The 17,464-nt window shown below is 66.6% G+C and carries 17 protein-coding genes and 1 riboswitch; of the genes, 11 read left to right on the forward strand and 6 right to left on the reverse strand.

All coding sequences use genetic code 11. From position 1 onward, the window contains the following. Positions 1–139 precede the first annotated feature (139 nt). Positions 140–1,468, forward strand: a complete 1,329-nt coding sequence (locus tag VXJ37_RS11135) for a glutamyl-tRNA reductase (RefSeq protein WP_331323103.1) — start codon at positions 140–142, stop codon at positions 1,466–1,468. Positions 1,469–1,537: 69 nt separating this feature from the next. On the opposite strand, the gene moeB is transcribed toward VXJ37_RS11135, so the two are convergent. Continuing rightward, entirely contained in the window at positions 1,538–2,737 is a 1,200-nt protein-coding gene (gene moeB / locus VXJ37_RS11140; RefSeq protein WP_331323104.1) for a molybdopterin-synthase adenylyltransferase MoeB, read from the reverse strand. 84 nt (positions 2,738–2,821) lie between these two features. Here moeB and VXJ37_RS11145 point away from each other — a divergent pair, with 84 nt between their 5' ends. Genes VXJ37_RS11145 through VXJ37_RS11155 form a run of 3 tightly spaced genes read left to right on the forward strand, consistent with a single transcriptional unit; the run spans position 2,822 to position 4,099 of the window. Continuing rightward, the gene (locus tag VXJ37_RS11145) at positions 2,822–3,487 is read left to right on the forward strand and encodes a TetR/AcrR family transcriptional regulator (protein WP_331323105.1); all 666 of its coding nucleotides are present in this window, start codon (positions 2,822–2,824) and stop codon (positions 3,485–3,487) included. A gap of 48 nt (positions 3,488–3,535) precedes the next feature. Then, positions 3,536–3,760: a DUF3107 domain-containing protein gene (locus tag VXJ37_RS11150; RefSeq protein WP_331323106.1), complete on the forward strand. Its 225-nt coding sequence runs from the start codon at positions 3,536–3,538 to the stop codon at positions 3,758–3,760. Positions 3,761–3,796: 36 nt separating this feature from the next. Next, complete coding sequence (locus VXJ37_RS11155) at positions 3,797–4,099, forward strand: hypothetical protein (RefSeq protein ID WP_331323107.1); 303 nt, start codon at positions 3,797–3,799, stop codon at positions 4,097–4,099. Between the two features lie 86 nt (positions 4,100–4,185). Here the strand turns inward: VXJ37_RS11155 and VXJ37_RS11160 are convergent, their stop codons facing one another. From VXJ37_RS11160 to thiO, 3 genes are all read right to left on the reverse strand, one after another. Then, positions 4,186–5,001 (reverse strand): thiazole synthase, encoded by an 816-nt coding sequence (locus VXJ37_RS11160; RefSeq protein ID WP_331323108.1) that lies wholly within the window; start codon positions 4,999–5,001, stop codon positions 4,186–4,188. Positions 5,002–5,005: 4 nt separating this feature from the next. Next, positions 5,006–5,242, reverse strand: coding sequence for a sulfur carrier protein ThiS (thiS, locus tag VXJ37_RS11165; RefSeq protein ID WP_141942380.1), 237 nt, complete (start codon positions 5,240–5,242; stop codon positions 5,006–5,008). Then, the gene (thiO, locus tag VXJ37_RS11170; RefSeq protein ID WP_331323109.1) at positions 5,239–6,540 is read right to left on the reverse strand and encodes a glycine oxidase ThiO; all 1,302 of its coding nucleotides are present in this window, start codon (positions 6,538–6,540) and stop codon (positions 5,239–5,241) included. The genes thiS and thiO overlap by 4 nt, the downstream gene beginning before the upstream one ends. Then, positions 6,534–6,652: riboswitch (TPP riboswitch) on the reverse strand. (Overlaps the previous gene by 7 nt.) A 27-nt stretch (positions 6,653–6,679) precedes the next feature. Here thiO and thiE point away from each other — a divergent pair. The 4 genes from thiE (at position 6,680) to VXJ37_RS11190 (ending at position 11,829) form a co-directional block, all read left to right on the forward strand. After that, positions 6,680–7,429 carry a thiamine phosphate synthase gene (gene thiE, locus VXJ37_RS11175; RefSeq protein WP_331323110.1) on the forward strand — a complete coding sequence of 250 codons (750 nt, stop codon included), beginning with the start codon at positions 6,680–6,682 and terminating at the stop codon, positions 7,427–7,429. A 39-nt stretch (positions 7,430–7,468) separates the two neighbouring features. Continuing rightward, positions 7,469–8,962, forward strand: a complete 1,494-nt coding sequence (locus VXJ37_RS11180) for an RNB domain-containing ribonuclease (RefSeq protein ID WP_331323111.1) — start codon at positions 7,469–7,471, stop codon at positions 8,960–8,962. Between the two features lie 291 nt (positions 8,963–9,253). Further along, complete coding sequence (locus VXJ37_RS11185; RefSeq protein ID WP_331323112.1) at positions 9,254–10,948, forward strand: DEAD/DEAH box helicase; 1,695 nt, start codon at positions 9,254–9,256, stop codon at positions 10,946–10,948. A gap of 8 nt (positions 10,949–10,956) precedes the next feature. Further along, positions 10,957–11,829 (forward strand): DNA-methyltransferase, encoded by an 873-nt coding sequence (locus VXJ37_RS11190; RefSeq protein WP_331323113.1) that lies wholly within the window; start codon positions 10,957–10,959, stop codon positions 11,827–11,829. On the opposite strand, the gene VXJ37_RS11195 is transcribed toward VXJ37_RS11190, so the two are convergent. Then, a complete protein-coding gene (locus tag VXJ37_RS11195; RefSeq protein ID WP_331323114.1) occupies positions 11,826–12,674 on the reverse strand; it encodes a PHP domain-containing protein in 849 nt (282 codons plus the stop codon). The genes VXJ37_RS11190 and VXJ37_RS11195 overlap by 4 nt on opposite strands. 80 nt (positions 12,675–12,754) lie before the next feature. On the opposite strand from VXJ37_RS11195, the gene VXJ37_RS11200 reads away from it, so the two are divergent. Beyond that, positions 12,755–14,329, forward strand: coding sequence for an aminopeptidase P N-terminal domain-containing protein (locus VXJ37_RS11200; protein WP_331323115.1), 1,575 nt, complete (start codon positions 12,755–12,757; stop codon positions 14,327–14,329). Between the two features lie 95 nt (positions 14,330–14,424). Here VXJ37_RS11200 and VXJ37_RS11205 read toward each other — a convergent pair whose 3' ends face one another. Next, on the reverse strand, positions 14,425–15,423 hold the full coding sequence (locus VXJ37_RS11205; protein WP_331323116.1) for a general stress protein: 999 nt from the start codon (positions 15,421–15,423) through the stop codon (positions 14,425–14,427). Between the two features lie 77 nt (positions 15,424–15,500). On the opposite strand from VXJ37_RS11205, the gene VXJ37_RS11210 reads away from it, so the two are divergent. Both VXJ37_RS11210 and VXJ37_RS11215 read left to right on the forward strand, forming a co-directional pair. After that, positions 15,501–16,784, forward strand: a complete 1,284-nt coding sequence (locus tag VXJ37_RS11210; protein WP_331323117.1) for a magnesium transporter MgtE N-terminal domain-containing protein — start codon at positions 15,501–15,503, stop codon at positions 16,782–16,784. After that, on the forward strand, positions 16,768–17,460 hold the full coding sequence (locus tag VXJ37_RS11215; RefSeq protein ID WP_331323118.1) for a DUF1003 domain-containing protein: 693 nt from the start codon (positions 16,768–16,770) through the stop codon (positions 17,458–17,460). Before VXJ37_RS11210 ends, VXJ37_RS11215 begins: the two co-directional genes overlap by 17 nt. Positions 17,461–17,464 lie beyond the last annotated feature (4 nt).

Genomic DNA, 17,464 nt, shown 5'->3' on the forward strand with positions numbered 1-17,464 from the left:
AAGAGCTGCAAAAGATAACGACAACCTGTCGCCTTCTGGCCCTGCTTCGGGAAGGTGGCGCGAATCACTTCGGGCTGTGGCGACAATCCTGTCCGGGGATTGTTCTACCGGGCAACGAAAAAGCTATGATTGGTCTGCTGTGGTTCTTTTCTCATTGGTGGCTACACACGCCGACATCGATCTTGAAACCGTTGCTCAGCTGAGCAACGGTTCTTCCGGGATTGCCGCATCCGCGCTCACCGAATCGCCCGCCGTGGCCGGAGCGGTGGTTCTCGCCACCTGCAACCGCTACGAGATCTACGGCGAGGCCCCCCACCCGGACGACGTCGAAGCCGCCCGCGCTGCCCTGGTCTCCAGGATCAGCGAGGCCAGCGGGCTGGCCGAATCCCTCGTCTCGCGTTCCTTCAACACGCGCACCGGACCCGAGGTGACCCAGCACTTGTTTGCCGTCAGCGCGGGGCTGGACTCCGCCGTCGTCGGCGAACGGGAAATCGCCGGCCAGGTCCGACGGGCACTGATCACCGCCCAGCATGACGGCACTGCCAGCGCGGGACTAGTCCGGCTGTTCCAGGCGGCGTCGAAGACCGCCAAGGATGTGGGTGCGCAGACGGCCCTCGGTTCCCGGGGGCTTTCGATCGTGTCCGTGGCATTGGACCTCGCCACCGATCTTTCCGAAAGCCCCGACTGGTCGGCCAAGAAGGTTGTCCTCTTCGGGACCGGTGCCTACGCCGGTGCCACCATGGCCCTGCTGCGGGAACGCGGCTGTACGGACATCTCCGTCTACTCTTCCTCCGGCCGGGCCGAAGGATTCGTGGCCTCGCGCGGAGGTGTGGCCCTCGATGCTGATTCGCTGCGGCCTGCTGTTGCCGCCGCCGATGTAATGATCGGCTGCAGCGGGTCGGATACGCGGGTTGAGGCCGATGAGCTGGCCCAGGTCCGCGCCGGTTCACCGCAACCCCTGATTGCCATCGACCTTGCCCTCACGCATGACTTCGACCCCGCGGTCGGCGAGCTGGACGGCGTGGAACTGCTGACCCTGGAGTCCGTCCGCCTGGCCGCCCCGCAGGAACAGGCGGAATCGCTGGCGCAGGCCAGCGGCATCGTCAAGGGCGCTGCCAAGGCATTCGAGCAGGAACGGGAAGCCCGCTCCGTCGATTCAGCCATCGTTGCCCTGCGGCGCCACACCATGAACGTCCTGGACGCGGAGATGGAAAAGGTCCGCGCCCGCCACGGCTGCACCGCCGCAGCCGAAGAGGTGGAATTCGCCCTCCGCCGCATGGTCAAGCAGTTGCTGCACGTCCCCACCGTCCGGGCCCGCGAACTCGCCGCAAATGGTCAGCAGGACGACTACGTTGCGGCCCTGGAGGCCCTGTACGGCATCACGGTGGAACAGCCGGCTGCCCCGGCCCCGCCTGCAGTGGTTGAGGCCGAGTGCCCTGTGGACCACAACGGCCGCGAAACCGCCTGACCCCATTTGCTCTATCAGATATGGCTCCTAAACCAACGGTTTAGGAGCCATATCTGATAGAGCAACCGTTTAGTAGACGGGCTTACCGGGTTCCACGTCCCGCACCCAGGCCAGGATCCCGCCGTCGAGATGGCTGACGCGCTGATACCCGGCCTCCCGCGCCGCCGCCAGGACATTGGCGGACCGAGTTCCGGCCTTGCAGTGGAACACGATGTCACGGTCCTGCGGCAGTTCGTCCCACGCCTCGCCGGCCAGGATCCGTCCCTGCGGGATCAGCTTGGCCCCGTCAATCCGGACGATGTCATACTCCCCCGCCTCGCGGACGTCCACCAGCTCGAAGTCCTTGAGCCCGGCTTTCCGCGAGGCCAGCATGGTGGCGAGCTGCGTGGCGGTGACAGTGTGTTCGGTGTCCGCCTGGGATGCCGGGGCGATCCCGCAGAACGCCTCGTAGTCCGTGAGTTCGGTGATGGGCTGGGCTGCAGGGTCCTTGGACACCCGGATCTCGCGCCAGCTGCCGCCCAGGGCGTCAAAGAGGGCAACCCGCCCCAGCAGGGAACGCCCGACGCCGGTGATCAGCTTCACTGCCTCCGTCACCATCAGCGATCCCACGGCGGCGCACAGCATGCCGAACACGCCGCCTTCCCCACACGAGGGTACTGAGCCGGCCGGCGGAGCCTCGGGGTAGAGGTCGCGGTAGGTGGGTCCGTGCTTTTCCCAGAACACGCTGACCTGGCCGTCAAAACGGAAGATGGAACCCCATACGTAGGGTTTGCCCAGGATGGCGGCGGCATCGTTGACCAGGTACCGCGTGGCGAAGTTGTCGGCGCCGTCCAGGATGAGGTCGTATCCGCTGAACAGCTCCAGGGCGTTCGTGGAGTCCAAACGGACGTTGTGCAGCCGCACGTCCACCAGCGGATTCAGCTCAGCGATGGCATCGCGCGCCGACTCCGTCTTGGGCCGCCCTACGTCGCTCACCCCATGGATCACCTGGCGCTGCAGGTTGCTCAGGTCCACCACGTCGTCGTCGATGATTCCAATCGTGCCCACACCGGCCGCGGCCAGATACAGCAGGGCCGGCGCGCCGAGGCCGCCGGCGCCGATCACCAGCACCCTGGCGTTCTTGAGCCGCCGCTGCCCCAGGGCACCGATCTCGGGAATGATGATGTGCCGCGAGTACCGTTCCACCTCGGCCGGGCTCAGGCCGGCAGCCGGTTCCACCAGCGGATCCAGGGAAACGGTTGACACATTTGCGGTGAAAGACGAAGCCATACTTCAATGTATGCCCCGGGATACCGCCGGGTCATATTACCCCGCAGTAAAGTGAAGGTAACTGCAATGGAAAGAAGGACAACTGTGGTCCCTGAAGCACGGGCTGACCGCCCGCCCGCGGCCGAACCGCAGGCTCCCTCCCGTCCCCCAGGCCAGCGTTCCGCCCGGATGCCCCGGGATGAACGGCGGGCGCAGCTCCTCGCTGCGGCCCAGGAGGTATTCGTGGCCAACGGCTACCACGGTGCGGCCATGGATGAGATTGCGGAAACCGCGCACGTCAGCAAGCCGGTGCTGTACCAGCATTTTCCATCCAAGCGCGATCTTTACCTCGCACTGCTGGAAAGCCATCTGACATCCCTGACCGAACTGATGCTGGGGGCGCTGAACTCCACCACGGACAACGACGAACGTGTCCAGGCCGTGATGCGTGCCTACTTCCACTTCATCGCCAGCGACGACCAGGCGCACCGGCTGGTGTTCGAATCGGACCTGATCAACGACCCCGACGTCAGCTCGCGGCTGGAGACCTTCAACAGAACCTTCGCCGACGCCATTGCGCGGGTGATCGCCGAGGACACCAAGCTCCCCCACCTGGAGGCGGAGCTCCTGGGCCGCGGCCTGGCCGGGATGGCGCAGGTCAGCGCCCGTTACTGGCTCGAAACGGACGGCAACCTGGACCTCGATGTGGCCAGCGACCTCATCTACCGTTTAGCTTGGCGCGGAATCTCTCGCTTCCCCAAAGAGTCCTAGACTACAAATAAGACATCATCGACGAACTTCACAGGCTGGGAGGCCCCCTTGGAAATTAAGATCGGCGTACAGAACGTTGGCCGCGAAATCGTGCTGGAATCGACGCAGGATGCCGAAACCGTGGCCAAGGTTGTGGGCCAGGCCATCAACGAGGGCGGCGAGCTGCGCCTGAAGGATGACAAGGGCCGCCTGATCATCGTTCCGGGCAACGCCCTGGCGTACGTGGAGATCGGCGCCGAAGAGGTCCGTCGCGTGGGCTTCGGCCAGTTCTAGTTCCGCCGGGTTCCACCCAGTTCGCAAGGGAGATCCATGCTTTCGCTGACCATCGTGGTGCTGGCCACCGTTGCCGCCGGATTCATCGTCTGGGCCAGTGACAAGCGGCATGCCAAGTACGGCGCAGCCCTGCCGGCAGGGATCGCCGCGGGTGTTGCTGCTTTGGCCTGGATCATCCTGATCACGGCCGGCTTCGGCTACCTGCCCGGCCTGACCTGGCTTCCGTGGGTCCTGCCCATGGTCCTCGGCACGGCTGCTGCGATTGCCGCCGTCGTTTACCTGGGACGGACCCGTGCGCGCCACGACACGGAGCGGCTGACGGCCATCCTGCGGCGCTGACACCGTCCGCATCGCGGCTGCCAACGGCAGATACAGCTGTGGCCACCACCCATTCCGGGTGGTGGCCACAGCTGTATCTCAACGGGTCAGAGGAACTCCGCCCGGCCCTCCATGGCCGATGACGCCAGGGCGTGCTCACGGCGCGGGATACGGCCTGCCGCGCGGGCCATCCTGCCGGCGATCACCGCATGCTTGAACGCCTCGCCCATGAGCGCCGGGTTCTGCGCGCGGGTCACGGCCGTGGCCAGCAGCACGGCGTCACAGCCAAGCTCCATGGCCAGCGCGGCATCCGACGCCGTGCCAATGCCCGCGTCAAGGACCACGGGAACCGAGGCGCGGGACACTATGAGCTCGATGTTGTGGGGGTTCAGGATCCCCAGCCCGGTTCCGATGGGCGCACCCAGCGGCATGACGGCGGTGGCGCCCAAATTCTCGAGCCGCAAGGCCAGCACGGGATCGTCATTGGTGTAGGCGAATACTTTGAAGCCACGGTTGACCAACTGTTCCGTGGCCTCCACCAGTTCAACGGCGTCCGGCAGGAGGGTCTGTTCGTCGGCGATGACCTCCAGCTTCACCCAGTCGGTCTCCAGGGCCTCGCGGGCCAGCTCCGCGGTGAGTACGGCGTCCCGTGCGGTAAAGCAGCCGGCGGTGTTGGGCAGCACGCGGATGCCGTGGTCCACCAGCAGCTGGAACAGTGAGCCGGTCTCAGCCGTGGAGTAGCGGCGCATGGCCACGGTGGTCAGGGCAGTACCGGAGGCCAAAAGCGCAGCGCCCAGGCCGTCCAGGCTCGGCGCTCCGCCGGTGCCCATAATGAGCCGGGATCCCAGTGCGACGCCGTCGATCACCAATGCGTCGCCGGGACGGGCGTTTCCGGCGGGGTTGATGGTGCTGGTTTCGGTCATGGTGTCAGCCTCCCTGTACTGCAGTGACGAGTTCGATGTCGTCGCCGTCGGCGAGCGCCGTGGCGAACCATTGGCTGCGCGGCACCACCTGGGCGTTGTGCGCGACGGCGACGCCCAGTTTCCGGCCGTCCGTCGCCTGGCCGTCGCTGGCCAGTGGGCGGCCGGTGACCTGGGTGACGAGGGTGGTGATGGAGGCGCCGTCGGCCACGGTGTGGGGGTTTCCGTTGAGGGTGATGTTCACGCTGTCTCCTTGATGTGGGTGCTGTGACCGGCAATTGGTGGCCTGGAGAACCTGTCTGGGCTGAAGTGCGACCAGCGGGGGTCGGCCTTTCCATCCAGCAGTTCCGTGCAAATGGCCGCTGCTGCGGGGGTGAGCAGGACGCCATGCCGGAAGAACCCGGTGGCGATAATGAGCCCGGACACTGTTGCAGAGGGCCCTCCGTCCGGTGAACCCGGGTCTACCGGAACCCTGCCCAGCAGCGGTGCGTTGTCCGGCGTTCCAGGGCGGGCGCGGGCAGTGCATTCCAGGAGTTCGAGTTCCGCGACGGCGGGCACCAGCGCCTGCGCGTCCCGAAGCAGCTGGTAGACGCCGCCAGCGCTGACGGCGTCGGACAGGGCGTCCTCCCGCTGCGTTGCCCCGATCACCACGGTGCCGTCCTGCCGCGGAACGATATACACGGGGATGCCATGGACCATGCCACGCACCGTCGAGGTCACCAGGGGCTGGAGGTGCCGGGGAACGGCAAGGCGGAGAATGTCCCCGTGCACGCGCCTCAGCGGAAGGTGGAGGCCCCCGGGCAGGTCCTCCAGTGCCCCCGCCTGCAGGCCGTTGGCTACCACCGTTTCCCCGGCCAAGACCGCGCCGCCGCCGGCAAGGCGGGCGCCAACCACCTTTCCGCCTTCCCACAGCAGTCCGGCGGCCCGCTCCGGCACGGCAAACCCGTCCACAGCCCCGGCTGCGGCCAGTCCGGGCGACGCGGAAGCCCCGGCCGCGAGGGCCAGCCGCAAGGCTGCCACCAGGCGGCGGGGATCCACCTGATGGTCGGCGGGTGTGTCAAGGGCACAGGCGATGGCCGGGCTGAGGAGGGGTTCGCGGCGGCGGGCCTCCCGCACGGTCAAGGGTTCCACGTCCAGGCCGTTGGCCTGCTGGACGGCGCGGAGGTCCATGAGCGCGCGCCGGTCGGCGGCGTCGGCACCCACGGCGAGCGTCGGCGTCGTTAGATATCCGCAATCCGCACCCGTTGCGGCGGCGACCCCTGCGGCAAAAGCCGGCCAGCGTGATGATGATTCGAGCATGAGTTCCAGGAGCTGTTCCTCCTGGTAATGCAGTTCGCTGACCGGGGCCAGCATGCCTGCGGCAGCCCAGCTGGCACCGGCACCGGGCGCATCGTCGATGAGGACCACGGAGCGTCCGGACCGCTGCACCTCCCAGGCGATGCCGTGCCCCACCACTCCCCCGCCGATGACTGCCACGTCGGCACGGATAGCGGAAGGGGTGGGAGCACCGGGCCCGGTGGGGTCTTTGGTGGGGGTGCGCATATGGGTTCCTTCCCTACGCCGGCATTAACCGGATCAGGTCAAGCGGTCGGCTCTGACGCCCTCTCAGCCCGGCGCTTTGTGACAGCTGCCGCGGGCTCCCGCAGTACCTGCCCAGTTTAGAGGAACTAGGCTTGCAGGCATGAATGCGACCACCCCTTCATTTCCCGCAGGTACCCATGCGCCGGCTGCCGGCGCCGCCACCGCTGAAGTCGTCAATGCGCGGAACAACGATGCCCTGAAGGCAGCGCGCCTGTACCTCTGCACCGATGCACGGAAGGAGCGCGGCGACTTTGCCGAGTTCGTGGACGCGGCGTTCGCCGGTGGCGTGGACATCATCCAGCTGCGCGACAAGGGCATCGAGGCGGCGGAGGAACTTGATCTCCTGGCCGCACTGAAGGAAACCGCGGTGCGGCACGGCAGGTTGTGGGCCGTGAATGACCGCGCCGACATCGCCGTACTGTCCGGCGCACCGGTGTTCCACATCGGCCAGAAGGACCTTCCGCTGGCCGCTGCCCGCACGTTGGTCAACGGCAACGCCGCCATCGGGCTCTCCAGCCACACGCTTGAACAGGTGGACGCCGCACTGGCGGCAACCGCAGGCCCCTCGGGCCTGGACTACTTCTGCGTGGGTCCGGTCTGGGCCACGCCCACCAAGCCGGGCAGGACGGCCGTGGGCCTCGAACTGGTGAAGTACGCCGCTGAGGCTTCCCGGCAGGCGGCAGATCCAGTGCCCTGGTTTGCCATAGGTGGTATCGACCACGGCAACGTCCATCAGGTGGCGGAGGCCGGCGCGCGCAGGATCGTGGTGGTCCGCGCCATCACCGGGGCCCCGGACCCTGCCGCCGCTGCTGCCTCCCTCCTCGACGCGCTGGACGCCGCCGCATCCTGAGCCTGCTTAATCCCAGGACTTGGGGATACGCTGATTTTTGTGTCACATCATCGGCTGGCCCCAAACGTCCACGACCATCGGAACGCCTTGGAAGAGGCGTTGGGCCTGCTGCGGACTGAGCTTGAACTTCCGGGCCCCTATCCGGCCGACGCCGTGGAGGACGCCCGGGCTGCCGTGGCCACGCTGAAGCTGCCCTCCTACGACCTGACCGCCGTCGAGTTCGTGACCATCGATCCGGCGTCCTCCACGGACCTGGACCAGGCCGTCTTTATCGAACTGGACGGGGACGGCTACCGCGTGATGTACGCGATCGCGGACGTTCCGGCATTTGTGGCACCTGGAGGTCCGCTGGACGCGGAGACGCGGCGCCGCGGGCAAACCTTTTACGCTCCGGACGGCAGGATCCCGCTGCACCCTGAGGTCATCAGCGAAGGGGCAGGCAGCCTGCTGCCCGGACAGGAATGTTCGGCGTTCGTCTGGGACTTCACGCTCGACAGCGACGCGTCGGTGCTGACAATGGGCGTGCGGCGGGCGCGGGTGCGCAGCCGTGACAAGCTCAGCTACAAGGGTGCCCAGGCAGACCTCGACGCCGGCACCGCCTCCCCCGTGCTGCATTTGCTCCGTGAGGTGGGCCTGAAGCGGGTGGCGCTGGAGCGGGCCCGTGAAGGCGCCAGCCTGAACATGCCGGAGCAGGAGATCGTCCAAATGCCCGACGGCGGTTACCGGATCGACGCGGTTCCGCAGCTTCCGGTGGAGGACTGGAACGCGCAGATTTCCCTCATGACCGGAATGGCGGCCGCGCAGCTCATGCTGGAAGGCAAGGTAGGCATCCTGCGCACCATGCCTGCCCCGGATGAACGGTCGTTAAAACATTTCCGCCTGCAGACCGAGGTCCTGGGCAGGCCCTGGGACGGGGAGGTCAGCTACGGTGAGTACCTGCGGTCCCTTGACCCCACCGACCCGCGCCAGCTGGCGATCATGCACTCTGCCGGCATGCTCTTCCGCGGCGCCTCCTATACGGCCTTCGACGGGACCGTACCGGAAGACGGCATCCAGTCCGCCATCGGCGCCGCCTACGCCCACACCACTGCACCGCTGCGCCGCCTGGTGGACAGGTTCGTCCTCGTCATCTGCGAAGCCCTGTGCAACGGCGGCGATGTTCCAGAGTGGGCACGGGAGGCCCTTCCGCTGCTGCCCGGCATCATGGCCGGTTCGGACCAGCTGGCGTCGCGCATGGAGCGCCTTGCCCTTGACACGGTGGAGGCGGCCCTGCTGCTGAACCACATTGGGCAGGAGTTCGACGCGATCGTCATTTCCGGGTCCAGGCCGCAGAATGGCAACGGCAATGGCAACGGCAAGAACGGGAACGGGAACGGAAAGAACGGCAACGGGAGTTCCGGCATCATCCAGATCGCCGAACCGGCGGTGACCGCCCGCTGCGCCGGCGAACTGGAATCCGGAACCAAGGTCCGTGTGCGGCTGGTTTCATCGGACATCACCACCCGCCAGATCCACTTCGAACTCGTCTCCTGAATCCCGGCACGCGCCCCCCATGGGCCTAAAACCGTGTTTCGTGACCCTTGCCGCTAGACTGGAGGGGTAGAACTGGATGCCCGGTCGTTGATTTCCTCCCATTGAAACCAACAAGCCCGCCCCTACGCGATCTTGAGATTTGCCCGCTGGTCCCCAGTGCCAGCATTAGATAGCCCGCGATCGGCTTCCACTGGAATCGCTTGCGCGCCCGAGCGTGCTCCGGAGCGGCCAGCCCTGGCCGGACCGTTGAGCAGGCAGCGCCATTGCCTAAATGAATAAGGAAACTCCCCTGTGAGTGAATTACATACCCACCAGCTTCTGAGCGATGCGTCCGGCACGGAAACCATTGAGCCGGAAGAAACCATCATCTCGGACGAGACGCCGCACGAGATCGCCGAGAAGTCCTTTGCCGACTACAACGTCCGCGAAGACATCGTCGAATCCCTGGCCGATGCCGGGATCACCCACCCGTTCCCCATCCAGGCCATGACCCTGCCCGTTGCCCTGGCAGGCCACGACATCATCGGCCAGGCCAAGACCGGCACCGGCAAGACCCTCGGCTTCGGGATTCCGGCCCTCCAGCGCGTCGTGGGGCAGGACGACCCCGGCTACGCAAAGCTGGCAGTCCCGGGCGCCCCGCAGGCCCTGGTCATCGTTCCCACCCGAGAACTGGCTGTGCAGGTGGCCAACGACCTCCAGACGGCCTCGCGCAAGCGCAACGCCAGGATCACCACCATCTACGGTGGCCGCGCCTACGAGCCCCAGGTTGAAGCACTCCAGCAGGGCGTCGAAGTAGTGGTGGGCACCCCCGGGCGCCTGATCGACCTATACAAACAGAAGCACTTGAGCCTGAAGAACGTGAAGCTCGTGGTGCTCGACGAAGCCGACGAAATGCTGGACCTTGGCTTCCTACCGGACGTTGAGACCCTCATCGCCGGAACCCCGGCCGTTCGCCAGACGCTGCTGTTCTCGGCAACGATGCCCGGCCCCGTCATCGCGATGGCGCGCCGCTACATGACCCAGCCCACCCACATCCGGGCAGCTGATCCGGATGATGAAGGCCTCACCAAGCGGGACATCCGCCAGCTCATCTACCGTGCACACAGCATGGACAAGACCGAGGTGGTGGCACGCATCCTGCAGGCCCGGGGGCGCGGCCGGACCATCATCTTCACCAAGACCAAGCGCACCGCCGCCAAGGTGGCCGAGGAACTGGTGGACCGCGGGTTCGCGGCCGCCGCCATCCATGGCGACCTGGGCCAGGGCGCCCGCGAGCAGGCGCTCCGGGCGTTCCGAAACAACAAGGTGGATGTGCTGGTGGCAACGGACGTCGCTGCCCGCGGCATCGACGTGGACGATGTCACCCACGTGATCAACTACCAGTGCGTCGAGGACGAAAAGATCTACCTGCACCGGGTGGGCCGCACCGGCCGCGCCGGCAACAAGGGCACTGCTGTCACGTTCGTCGACTGGGACGACATGCCGCGCTGGGCGCTGATCAACAAAGCCTTGGGCCTGAGCGTCCCCGAACCTGTGGAAACTTACTCCTCCTCGCCGCACCTCTATAGTGACCTTGACATCCCCGAGGGCACCAAGGGCCGCTTGCCCCGCGACAAGCGGACCCTCGCCGGCGTCGACGCAGAGGTGCTTGAGGACCTCGGTGAAACCGGCAAGAAGAACAGCCGGGGCAGCCGCGACTCGGGCCGCTCCCGTGAGCGCGACGGCCGGGGACGCGGCAAGGCCGACGCCGGCAAGGGCGGCGGCCGCGAAGGTGGCCGCAGCGGTGACGCAGCGGCACGCTCAGGTGAGCGCCGCCGTCGTCCCTCAACGACGGAAGCTGCACCTGCCGCTGAAGCTGCCGCCCCCGCAACCGACGGCGAAAAGCCCAACCGCGCCCGCCGGACCCGCACGCGCACCCGCCGCCGCAACGGCGAAGTAGTGGCCGGCGCGGACAACGGCAGCCAGCCTGGCACCTCCGAGGCCTAACTGCCCTGATGACTGACACTGTTTGGGCGCCGGACGGCAGCAGCCTGGTGGTGCACGCGGACAACGCGGCGTACCTCCCCACGCTGCCGGACGGCGCCTTCACACTGATATACGTGGACCCGCCCTTCAACACGGGCCGGCCCCAGCAGCGCCAGGAAACCCGGATGGTGGCCAACGCCGGCGGCAGTGGTGACCGGGTGGGCTTCAAGGGCCGCTCCTACGACACCATCAAGGGCGCCCTGCACCGCTACGACGACGCGTTCAGCGACTACTGGTCGTTCCTGGAGCCCCGGCTCGTGGAGGCCTGGCGGCTGCTGGCCGACGACGGGACCCTGTACCTGCACCTTGACTACCGCGAGGTGCACTACGCCAAGGTGATGCTGGATGCGATCTTTGGCCGGGAATGCTTCCTTAACGAGATCATCTGGGCCTACGACTACGGCGCCCGGGCTAAGAACCGGTGGCCCACCAAGCACGACAACATCTTGGTGTACGTCAAGAATCCTGCGAAATACCACTTCGACAGCGCCGAGGTGGACCGTGAACCCTATATGGCGCCGGGCCTGGTGACCCCCGCCAAGAGGGAACTGGGCAAGCTGCCCACCGACGTCTGGTGGCACACCATCGTCTCGCCCACCGGCAAGGAAAAGACCGGCTACCCCACGCAAAAGCCGGAGGGCCTGGTCCGCCGCGTGGTGGCCGCGTCATCCCGCCCCGGCGACTGGTGCCTGGACTTCTTTGCCGGCTCCGGCACCCTCGGGGCAGTGGCCGCCAAGCTTGGCCGGAAATTCGTATGCGTGGACCAGAACCAGCCGGCCATCGACATCATGGCCAAGCGGCTGGGTGCGCACGCCGCCTTCACAGCGTTCCAGCCCAACTAGGGACGGACCACCGCGGCTCCCGTGCCCAGTTCCTCAATGCGCGCCAGCATGTCCGGTGCAGTGAGGTTCTCCCCCAGCAAGTTAGGCTTCCCCGTGCCGTGGTAATCGGAGGAGCCTGTGATGAGCAGGCCGTGCCGGGCCGCCAGTTTCCGCAGGAAGTCGCGGCCCTCTTCCGGGTTGTCCCGGTGGTCGATCTCCAGGCCGGCCAGGCCGGCGTCGATCATGTCGCGGTAGGTGCGCTCCCCCACGATCCGTCCCCGTGCGGACGCCACGGGGTGCGCGAACACGGGCACGCCGCCGGCGGCACGGACAAGCTCGACGGCGGTGGCAGGGTCCGGAGCGTAGTGCGGGATGAAATAGCGCGAGCGGGAGGTCAGGATGGACGCGAACGCCTCGGAGCGGTCCTCCACCACGCCCGCCGCCACCAAGGCATCGGCGATGTGCGGCCGGCCGAGGGTGGCGCCGGGCGCCACATGGTGGATCACGTCATCCCACGTGAGCGGATAGTCCTCGGCCAGGATGGTGACCATCCGTTCAGCCCGGGTCAGGCGCGAATCCTTGGCCTTGGTGATCTCCTCCAGGAGGCCCGGATGCGTGGGGTCGTGCAGGTAGCTCAGGAGGTGGACGCTGATGCCTTCCTCCGTGCGGCACGAGACCTCCATGCCCGGCACCAGGGCCACACCGTAAGTTGCAGCGGCATCGGCTGCTTCCGTCCAGCCCGCCGTCGAATCGTGGTCGGTCAGGGCCACCACATCCAGCCCGGCACGGGCAGCCGAGGCCATGACATCGGCCGGCGCCTCGGTGCCGTCGGAGACGTTGGAGTGGGCATGCAGGTCAATCCTCACTTATCCAGCCTAGTGGACCATGGCAGGGAGACCGGGGAGGCCTGTTCGCGTAGCCGGGACGCTGGTGAGACGATGGTGCCGTGAACGATGCCGAAAACACCCAAAACTCTGCTTCCCAGCCGCTGGAGGACCGCGTCAACAACCGTTCCCAGCGGCCCAGTTCCAACGCATTCAAGGCCTTCATGGCCAGCAACTGGGCGCCGTCCAGCCAGGACCTTCCCCAGCGCGACGACGTCGCCGGTTACGCCGCAACCCGGCGCAAGGCGATTTCAACCCGGTTCAAGGGCGAGCGCCTGGTCATTCCGGCCGGCCCGCTGAAGGTCCGCTCCAACGACTGCGACTACCGTTTCCGGCCCCACTCCGGCTTCGCGCACCTGACCGGGCTCGGCCTGGACCACGAACCCGACGCCGTCCTGATCCTGGAACCGGTGGACGAGGGAACGGGCGACGACGGCGGGAACCACCGGGCCACGCTTTACTTCCGGCCGCTGGCCGGCAGGGATACGGAACAGTTCTACGCGGACTCCCGCGCCGGCGAGTTCTGGATTGGGGCCCGCCCCACCCTGGAGGAGTTCGAAGCCCGGCTGGGACTGGCCACAGCGCATATTGACCAGCTGGAAACAGCCATCACCAAGGACGTGGGAGCTCCGGAGATCGGCGGCATCTCCATCCGCCTGGTCCGCAAGGTCGACGACAACATCGACGCACTGGTGGACACGGCCCGGTACAACACCGCCAGGGACCCCGAGAACCTGGACCTTGGCGAGCTCGACGCCCTGGATGAGAAGCTCAGCGAAGCCCTCTCCGAACTGCGCCTGCTCAAGGACGACTGGGAAATCGAGCAGATGAAGATCGCGGTGTCGGCCACCGTGGAGGGATTCGAAGAGGTAGTCAAGGCCCTGCCGCGGGCCCTTACCCACGCCCGCGGCGAACGCGTCGTGGAGGGGGCGTTCTTCGCCCGCGCACGCGAGGTGGGCAACGAACTTGGCTACGACACCATAGCGGCTTCCGGAAACAACGCCACCGTGCTGCACTGGACCCGCAACACCGGCAAAATCCATGCCGGTGAACTCCTGCTCCTTGACGCCGGCGTCGAGGCCGACTCCCTGTACACGGCGGACATCACCCGGACGCTTCCGGCCAGCGGCACCTTCAGCGACATCCAGCGCAAGGTGTACCAGGCAGTCCTCGACGCCGCCGACGCCGGATTCGCGGCGGCCCAGCCCGGAACCAAGTTCCGCGACATCCATACCGCAGCCACCACCGTACTGGCTGAGCGCCTGGCCGAATGGGGCATCCTGCCGGTCAGCGTTGAAGAGGCCATCAGTCCCGAAGGCCAGCAGCACCGCCGCTGGATGCCGCACGGCACCAGCCACCACCTGGGCCTGGACGTGCACGACTGCGCACAGGCCAAGCGGGAACTCTACCTCGACGGTGTCCTCACGGAGGGCATGGTGTTCACCATCGAGCCCGGCCTCTACTTCAAGAAGGAAGACCTGGCGATCCCCGAGGAATACCGCGGCATTGGTGTCAGGATCGAGGACGACATCCTTATGACCGCTGACGGACCCGTCAACCTCAGCGCCGCACTGCCCCGCAATGCCGGGGACGTGGAGGACTGGATGGCCGGCATCTACCGGACCGAGGAAGCCTGACGCACAACGGGATTACGAAAAAGAGCGGGACCGCCGGATTCACTCCGGCGGTCCCGCTCTTCGTTAAGGGGCAGGAAGCTTACGGCCCCGGCGTGCTAATGACGGTGGCCGCCCTGGTTCTGGTCCCCCTCGGGTCCATACTGCTGTTCCGGGGCGTGGTCTGCTGTGTGTTCTGCGGCGTCGTGCGCCTGGGGTTCGGCACCATGTTCTGCACTGTGTCCCGGTCCCGGATGAGCGGAACCGGCGGCAGGTCCCTGCTGGAGCCGGACGCCGTACTGCGGCCGGCCGTCCGGAAGGTCGGGGTAGCGGACCGACCGGACCGGCTGGGGCGCCTGCTGGTGCTGCCCGCCTTGCTGCCGTCCGCCGTCGGCCGGGTAGCCGTGCCCGTCCTGCCCCGAGCCGTGCTGTGCCGGGACGTCCTGACCTGAGCCGTCCTCGACGTGGGAGCCGGAAGAACGCTGGCCGTAGGGATCGTTCCAACCGGCCGGGCGCGCCGGGCCCTGGCCCTGGTGCGGGTGCTGCTGCTGGTACGGCTGGTTGTAGTAGTCGTTCTGCGTATAGGGGCCGTGGCCGGATGCGGCGTCGGAACGGGACATGGGCAGCTGCTGCAGCAGGCGGCGCGCCTCATGGGCCGCCTCCGGGGCCACGATGACGTCATAGCTGGTTGCCACGACCTGGCTGGTGGAGGTGAAGTCCCGCTTGCCGCGCTGCATGGCGTAGGTGACGATGCCGAAAAGCATGAAGAATGCCGCACCCATCAGCACCGAGGTCATGATGGAAAAGTAGCCCGGTGACGGCGCGAAGAAAGAGAGCATGACGCCTACGAACAGGCCGAACCACATACCGCTCAGTGCCCCCGACAGGGCCACCCGCGGGTAGCTGAGGCGCCCCGTGACCCGCTCAACCATCTTGAGCTCGTTGCCCACGATGGACACCAACTGGACCGGAAACTGCTGGTCCGCCAGGTAATCAACCGCCTTTTGGGCGTCGAGGTAAGAGGTGTAGGAGCCAACCGTGTCACCGGTGGGAACAGCCCGGGCATCGTCCGGACCGTTCGGAGAGCCGGCCTTGGGTGCACCAAATATGTTCGACATAATCCCATTCTTGCCCATCAAGGTGGATGCTGCCTGTAAATTCAGCTAAAAGAGAGCAGACTCGGTAGCCTGTAGTGGTGAGTACAACACCTACACGCGTCTTCGTGGCACGCCTCCTGGGCCTCGACGTCTTCGACCCGCTGGGCGACCGGCTGGGCCGGCTGCGCGACGTTGTTGTGCTGTCCCGCGGGACCCAGGGAACCCCCCATGTGGTGGGCATCGTGGTGGAAGTCCCGGGTAAGAAGCGCGTCTTCGTCCCCATGACCCGCATTACCTCCATCGACCAGACCCAGATCATCTGCACGGGCCTGGTCAACCTGCGCCGGTTCGAACAGCGCGGGGCGGAAACCCTGGTGGTGGCCGAAATGTTCGACCGCCGCGTCACCCTTCGCGATGGCAGCGGCGACGCCACCATCGAGGACATTGCCATAGACCAGCACCGCTCGCGCGACTGGTTCGTCAGCAAGCTCTTTGTCCGGCGCGGCCATTCGCTGTCCCCCTTGAGCCGGCTTCGCCGGAACGAGACCCTGATCATTGACTGGGCGGACGCCCTGCAGGGACAGAAGACCGAACCCCAGGCTGCCACCCAGTTCGTGGCCAACCACGAGGACCTCAAACCCGCGGACTTCGCGGAGGCCCTGCAGGAGATGAGCGACAAACGCCGGTTCGAGGTCGCAAGCGAACTGCAGGACGAACGCCTCGCGGACGTGCTGCAGGAACTTCCCGAGGACGACCAGGTGGAGATTCTTTCGGCCCTGGATGTCCAGCGGGCCGCCGACGTCCTGGAAGAGATGGATCCGGACGACGCTGCCGACCTCCTCGGTGAACTCCCCTCGGCCCAGGCTGAGGAACTGCTCCAGCTCATGGAACCCGAAGGCGCCGAGGACGTCCGCCGCCTGCTCGAATACGACGAGGACACGGCGGGCGGCCTCATGACGCCTGTCCCGGTGATCCTTCCGCCGGAAGCCACGGTGGCCGAAGCCCTGGCGCATGTCCGGCGGGAGGAGCTTTCCCCCGCCCTGGCGTCATCGATCTTCATTGCCCGTCCGCCGCTGGAGACGCCCACGGGCCGGTTCCTTGGCGTGGTGCACATTCAGCAGCTGCTGCGTTTCCCGCCGTTTGAGGCACTGGGAAACCTCGTGGACAAGAACCTTGAGCCGTTGTCCGACCAGGCCCATATCAGTGAAGTGGCGCGGACCCTGGCTACTTATAACCTGAACTCCCTCCCGGTGGTTAATGACGCCGGCCGGCTTGTGGGGGCGGTGACTGTTGATGACGTATTGGATCATTTGTTGCCGGACGACTGGCGCGCCCATGATGGCGAAGCCCCGATAAGAAAGCTCGGTGGCCGCATTGGCTGATATCAGCGCTCCGAAGAATCCCAACCAGCGGAACCTGGCCAAAGCGGAATCAAGAGGCAGCCTGGACACGCCCCTGAGCGGCCGTCAACGGATCCTGCCGAAATTCTCCCCGGACCCCGACGCTTTCGGGCACGCCACAGAGGCCTTTGCCCGGTTCATGGGCACGCCCCAGTTCCTGGTCTACATGACGATCTTCTGCATCTTCTGGCTGGGCTGGAACACCTGGGCCCCGGCCGAATGGCAGTTCGACTCGCGGGACCTTGGGTTCACGCTGCTGACCCTCATGCTGTCGCTGCAGGCCTCATACGCGGCGCCCCTCCTGCTGCTGGCGCAGAACCGTCAGGATGACCGCGACCGCGTCTCGCTGCAGCAGGACCGCCAGCGCGCCGAACGCAACCTCTCCGACACCGAATACCTCACGCGGGAACTTGCCTCCCTGCGGATCGCCCTGCGGGAAGTGGCCACCCGCGACTACGTCCGGGCCGAACTCCGGTCGCTTCTCGAAGATCTGCTGGAGGCGCAGGAGGAACTGCGGACGCATGAGGACTCGGGCCCCGGTTCGCACGAATCCCCGCGCGACAAGGTCAGGGACAGGCTGCGCGAGCAGCGGGACCGGCAACGCAACCCCCGCACGCAGCAGATTCCACGGGTTAAGCCCGGCCACTCTGCCCAATGACCGG

This window comes from Pseudarthrobacter phenanthrenivorans (assembly GCF_036455295.1).
In the GTDB taxonomy this organism is placed as follows: Bacteria; Actinomycetota; Actinomycetes; order Actinomycetales; family Micrococcaceae; genus Arthrobacter; species Arthrobacter phenanthrenivorans_C.

Excerpts from the sequence above, each read along its gene's own strand:
- VXJ37_RS11205 (WP_331323116.1), bottom strand. The coding sequence starts at position 15,423 with ATGTCGAACATATTTGGTGCACCCAAGGCCGGCTCTCCGAACGGTCCG.
- thiO (WP_331323109.1), bottom strand. The coding sequence starts at position 6,540 with ATGCGCACCCCCACCAAAGACCCCACCGGGCCCGGTGCTCCCACCCCT.
- VXJ37_RS11160 (WP_331323108.1), bottom strand. The coding sequence starts at position 5,001 with ATGACCGAAACCAGCACCATCAACCCCGCCGGAAACGCCCGTCCCGGC.
- VXJ37_RS11190 (WP_331323113.1), top strand. The coding sequence starts at position 10,957 with ATGACTGACACTGTTTGGGCGCCGGACGGCAGCAGCCTGGTGGTGCAC.
- VXJ37_RS11155 (WP_331323107.1), top strand. The coding sequence starts at position 3,797 with ATGCTTTCGCTGACCATCGTGGTGCTGGCCACCGTTGCCGCCGGATTC.
- moeB (WP_331323104.1), bottom strand. The coding sequence starts at position 2,737 with ATGGCTTCGTCTTTCACCGCAAATGTGTCAACCGTTTCCCTGGATCCG.
- thiE (WP_331323110.1), top strand. The coding sequence starts at position 6,680 with ATGAATGCGACCACCCCTTCATTTCCCGCAGGTACCCATGCGCCGGCT.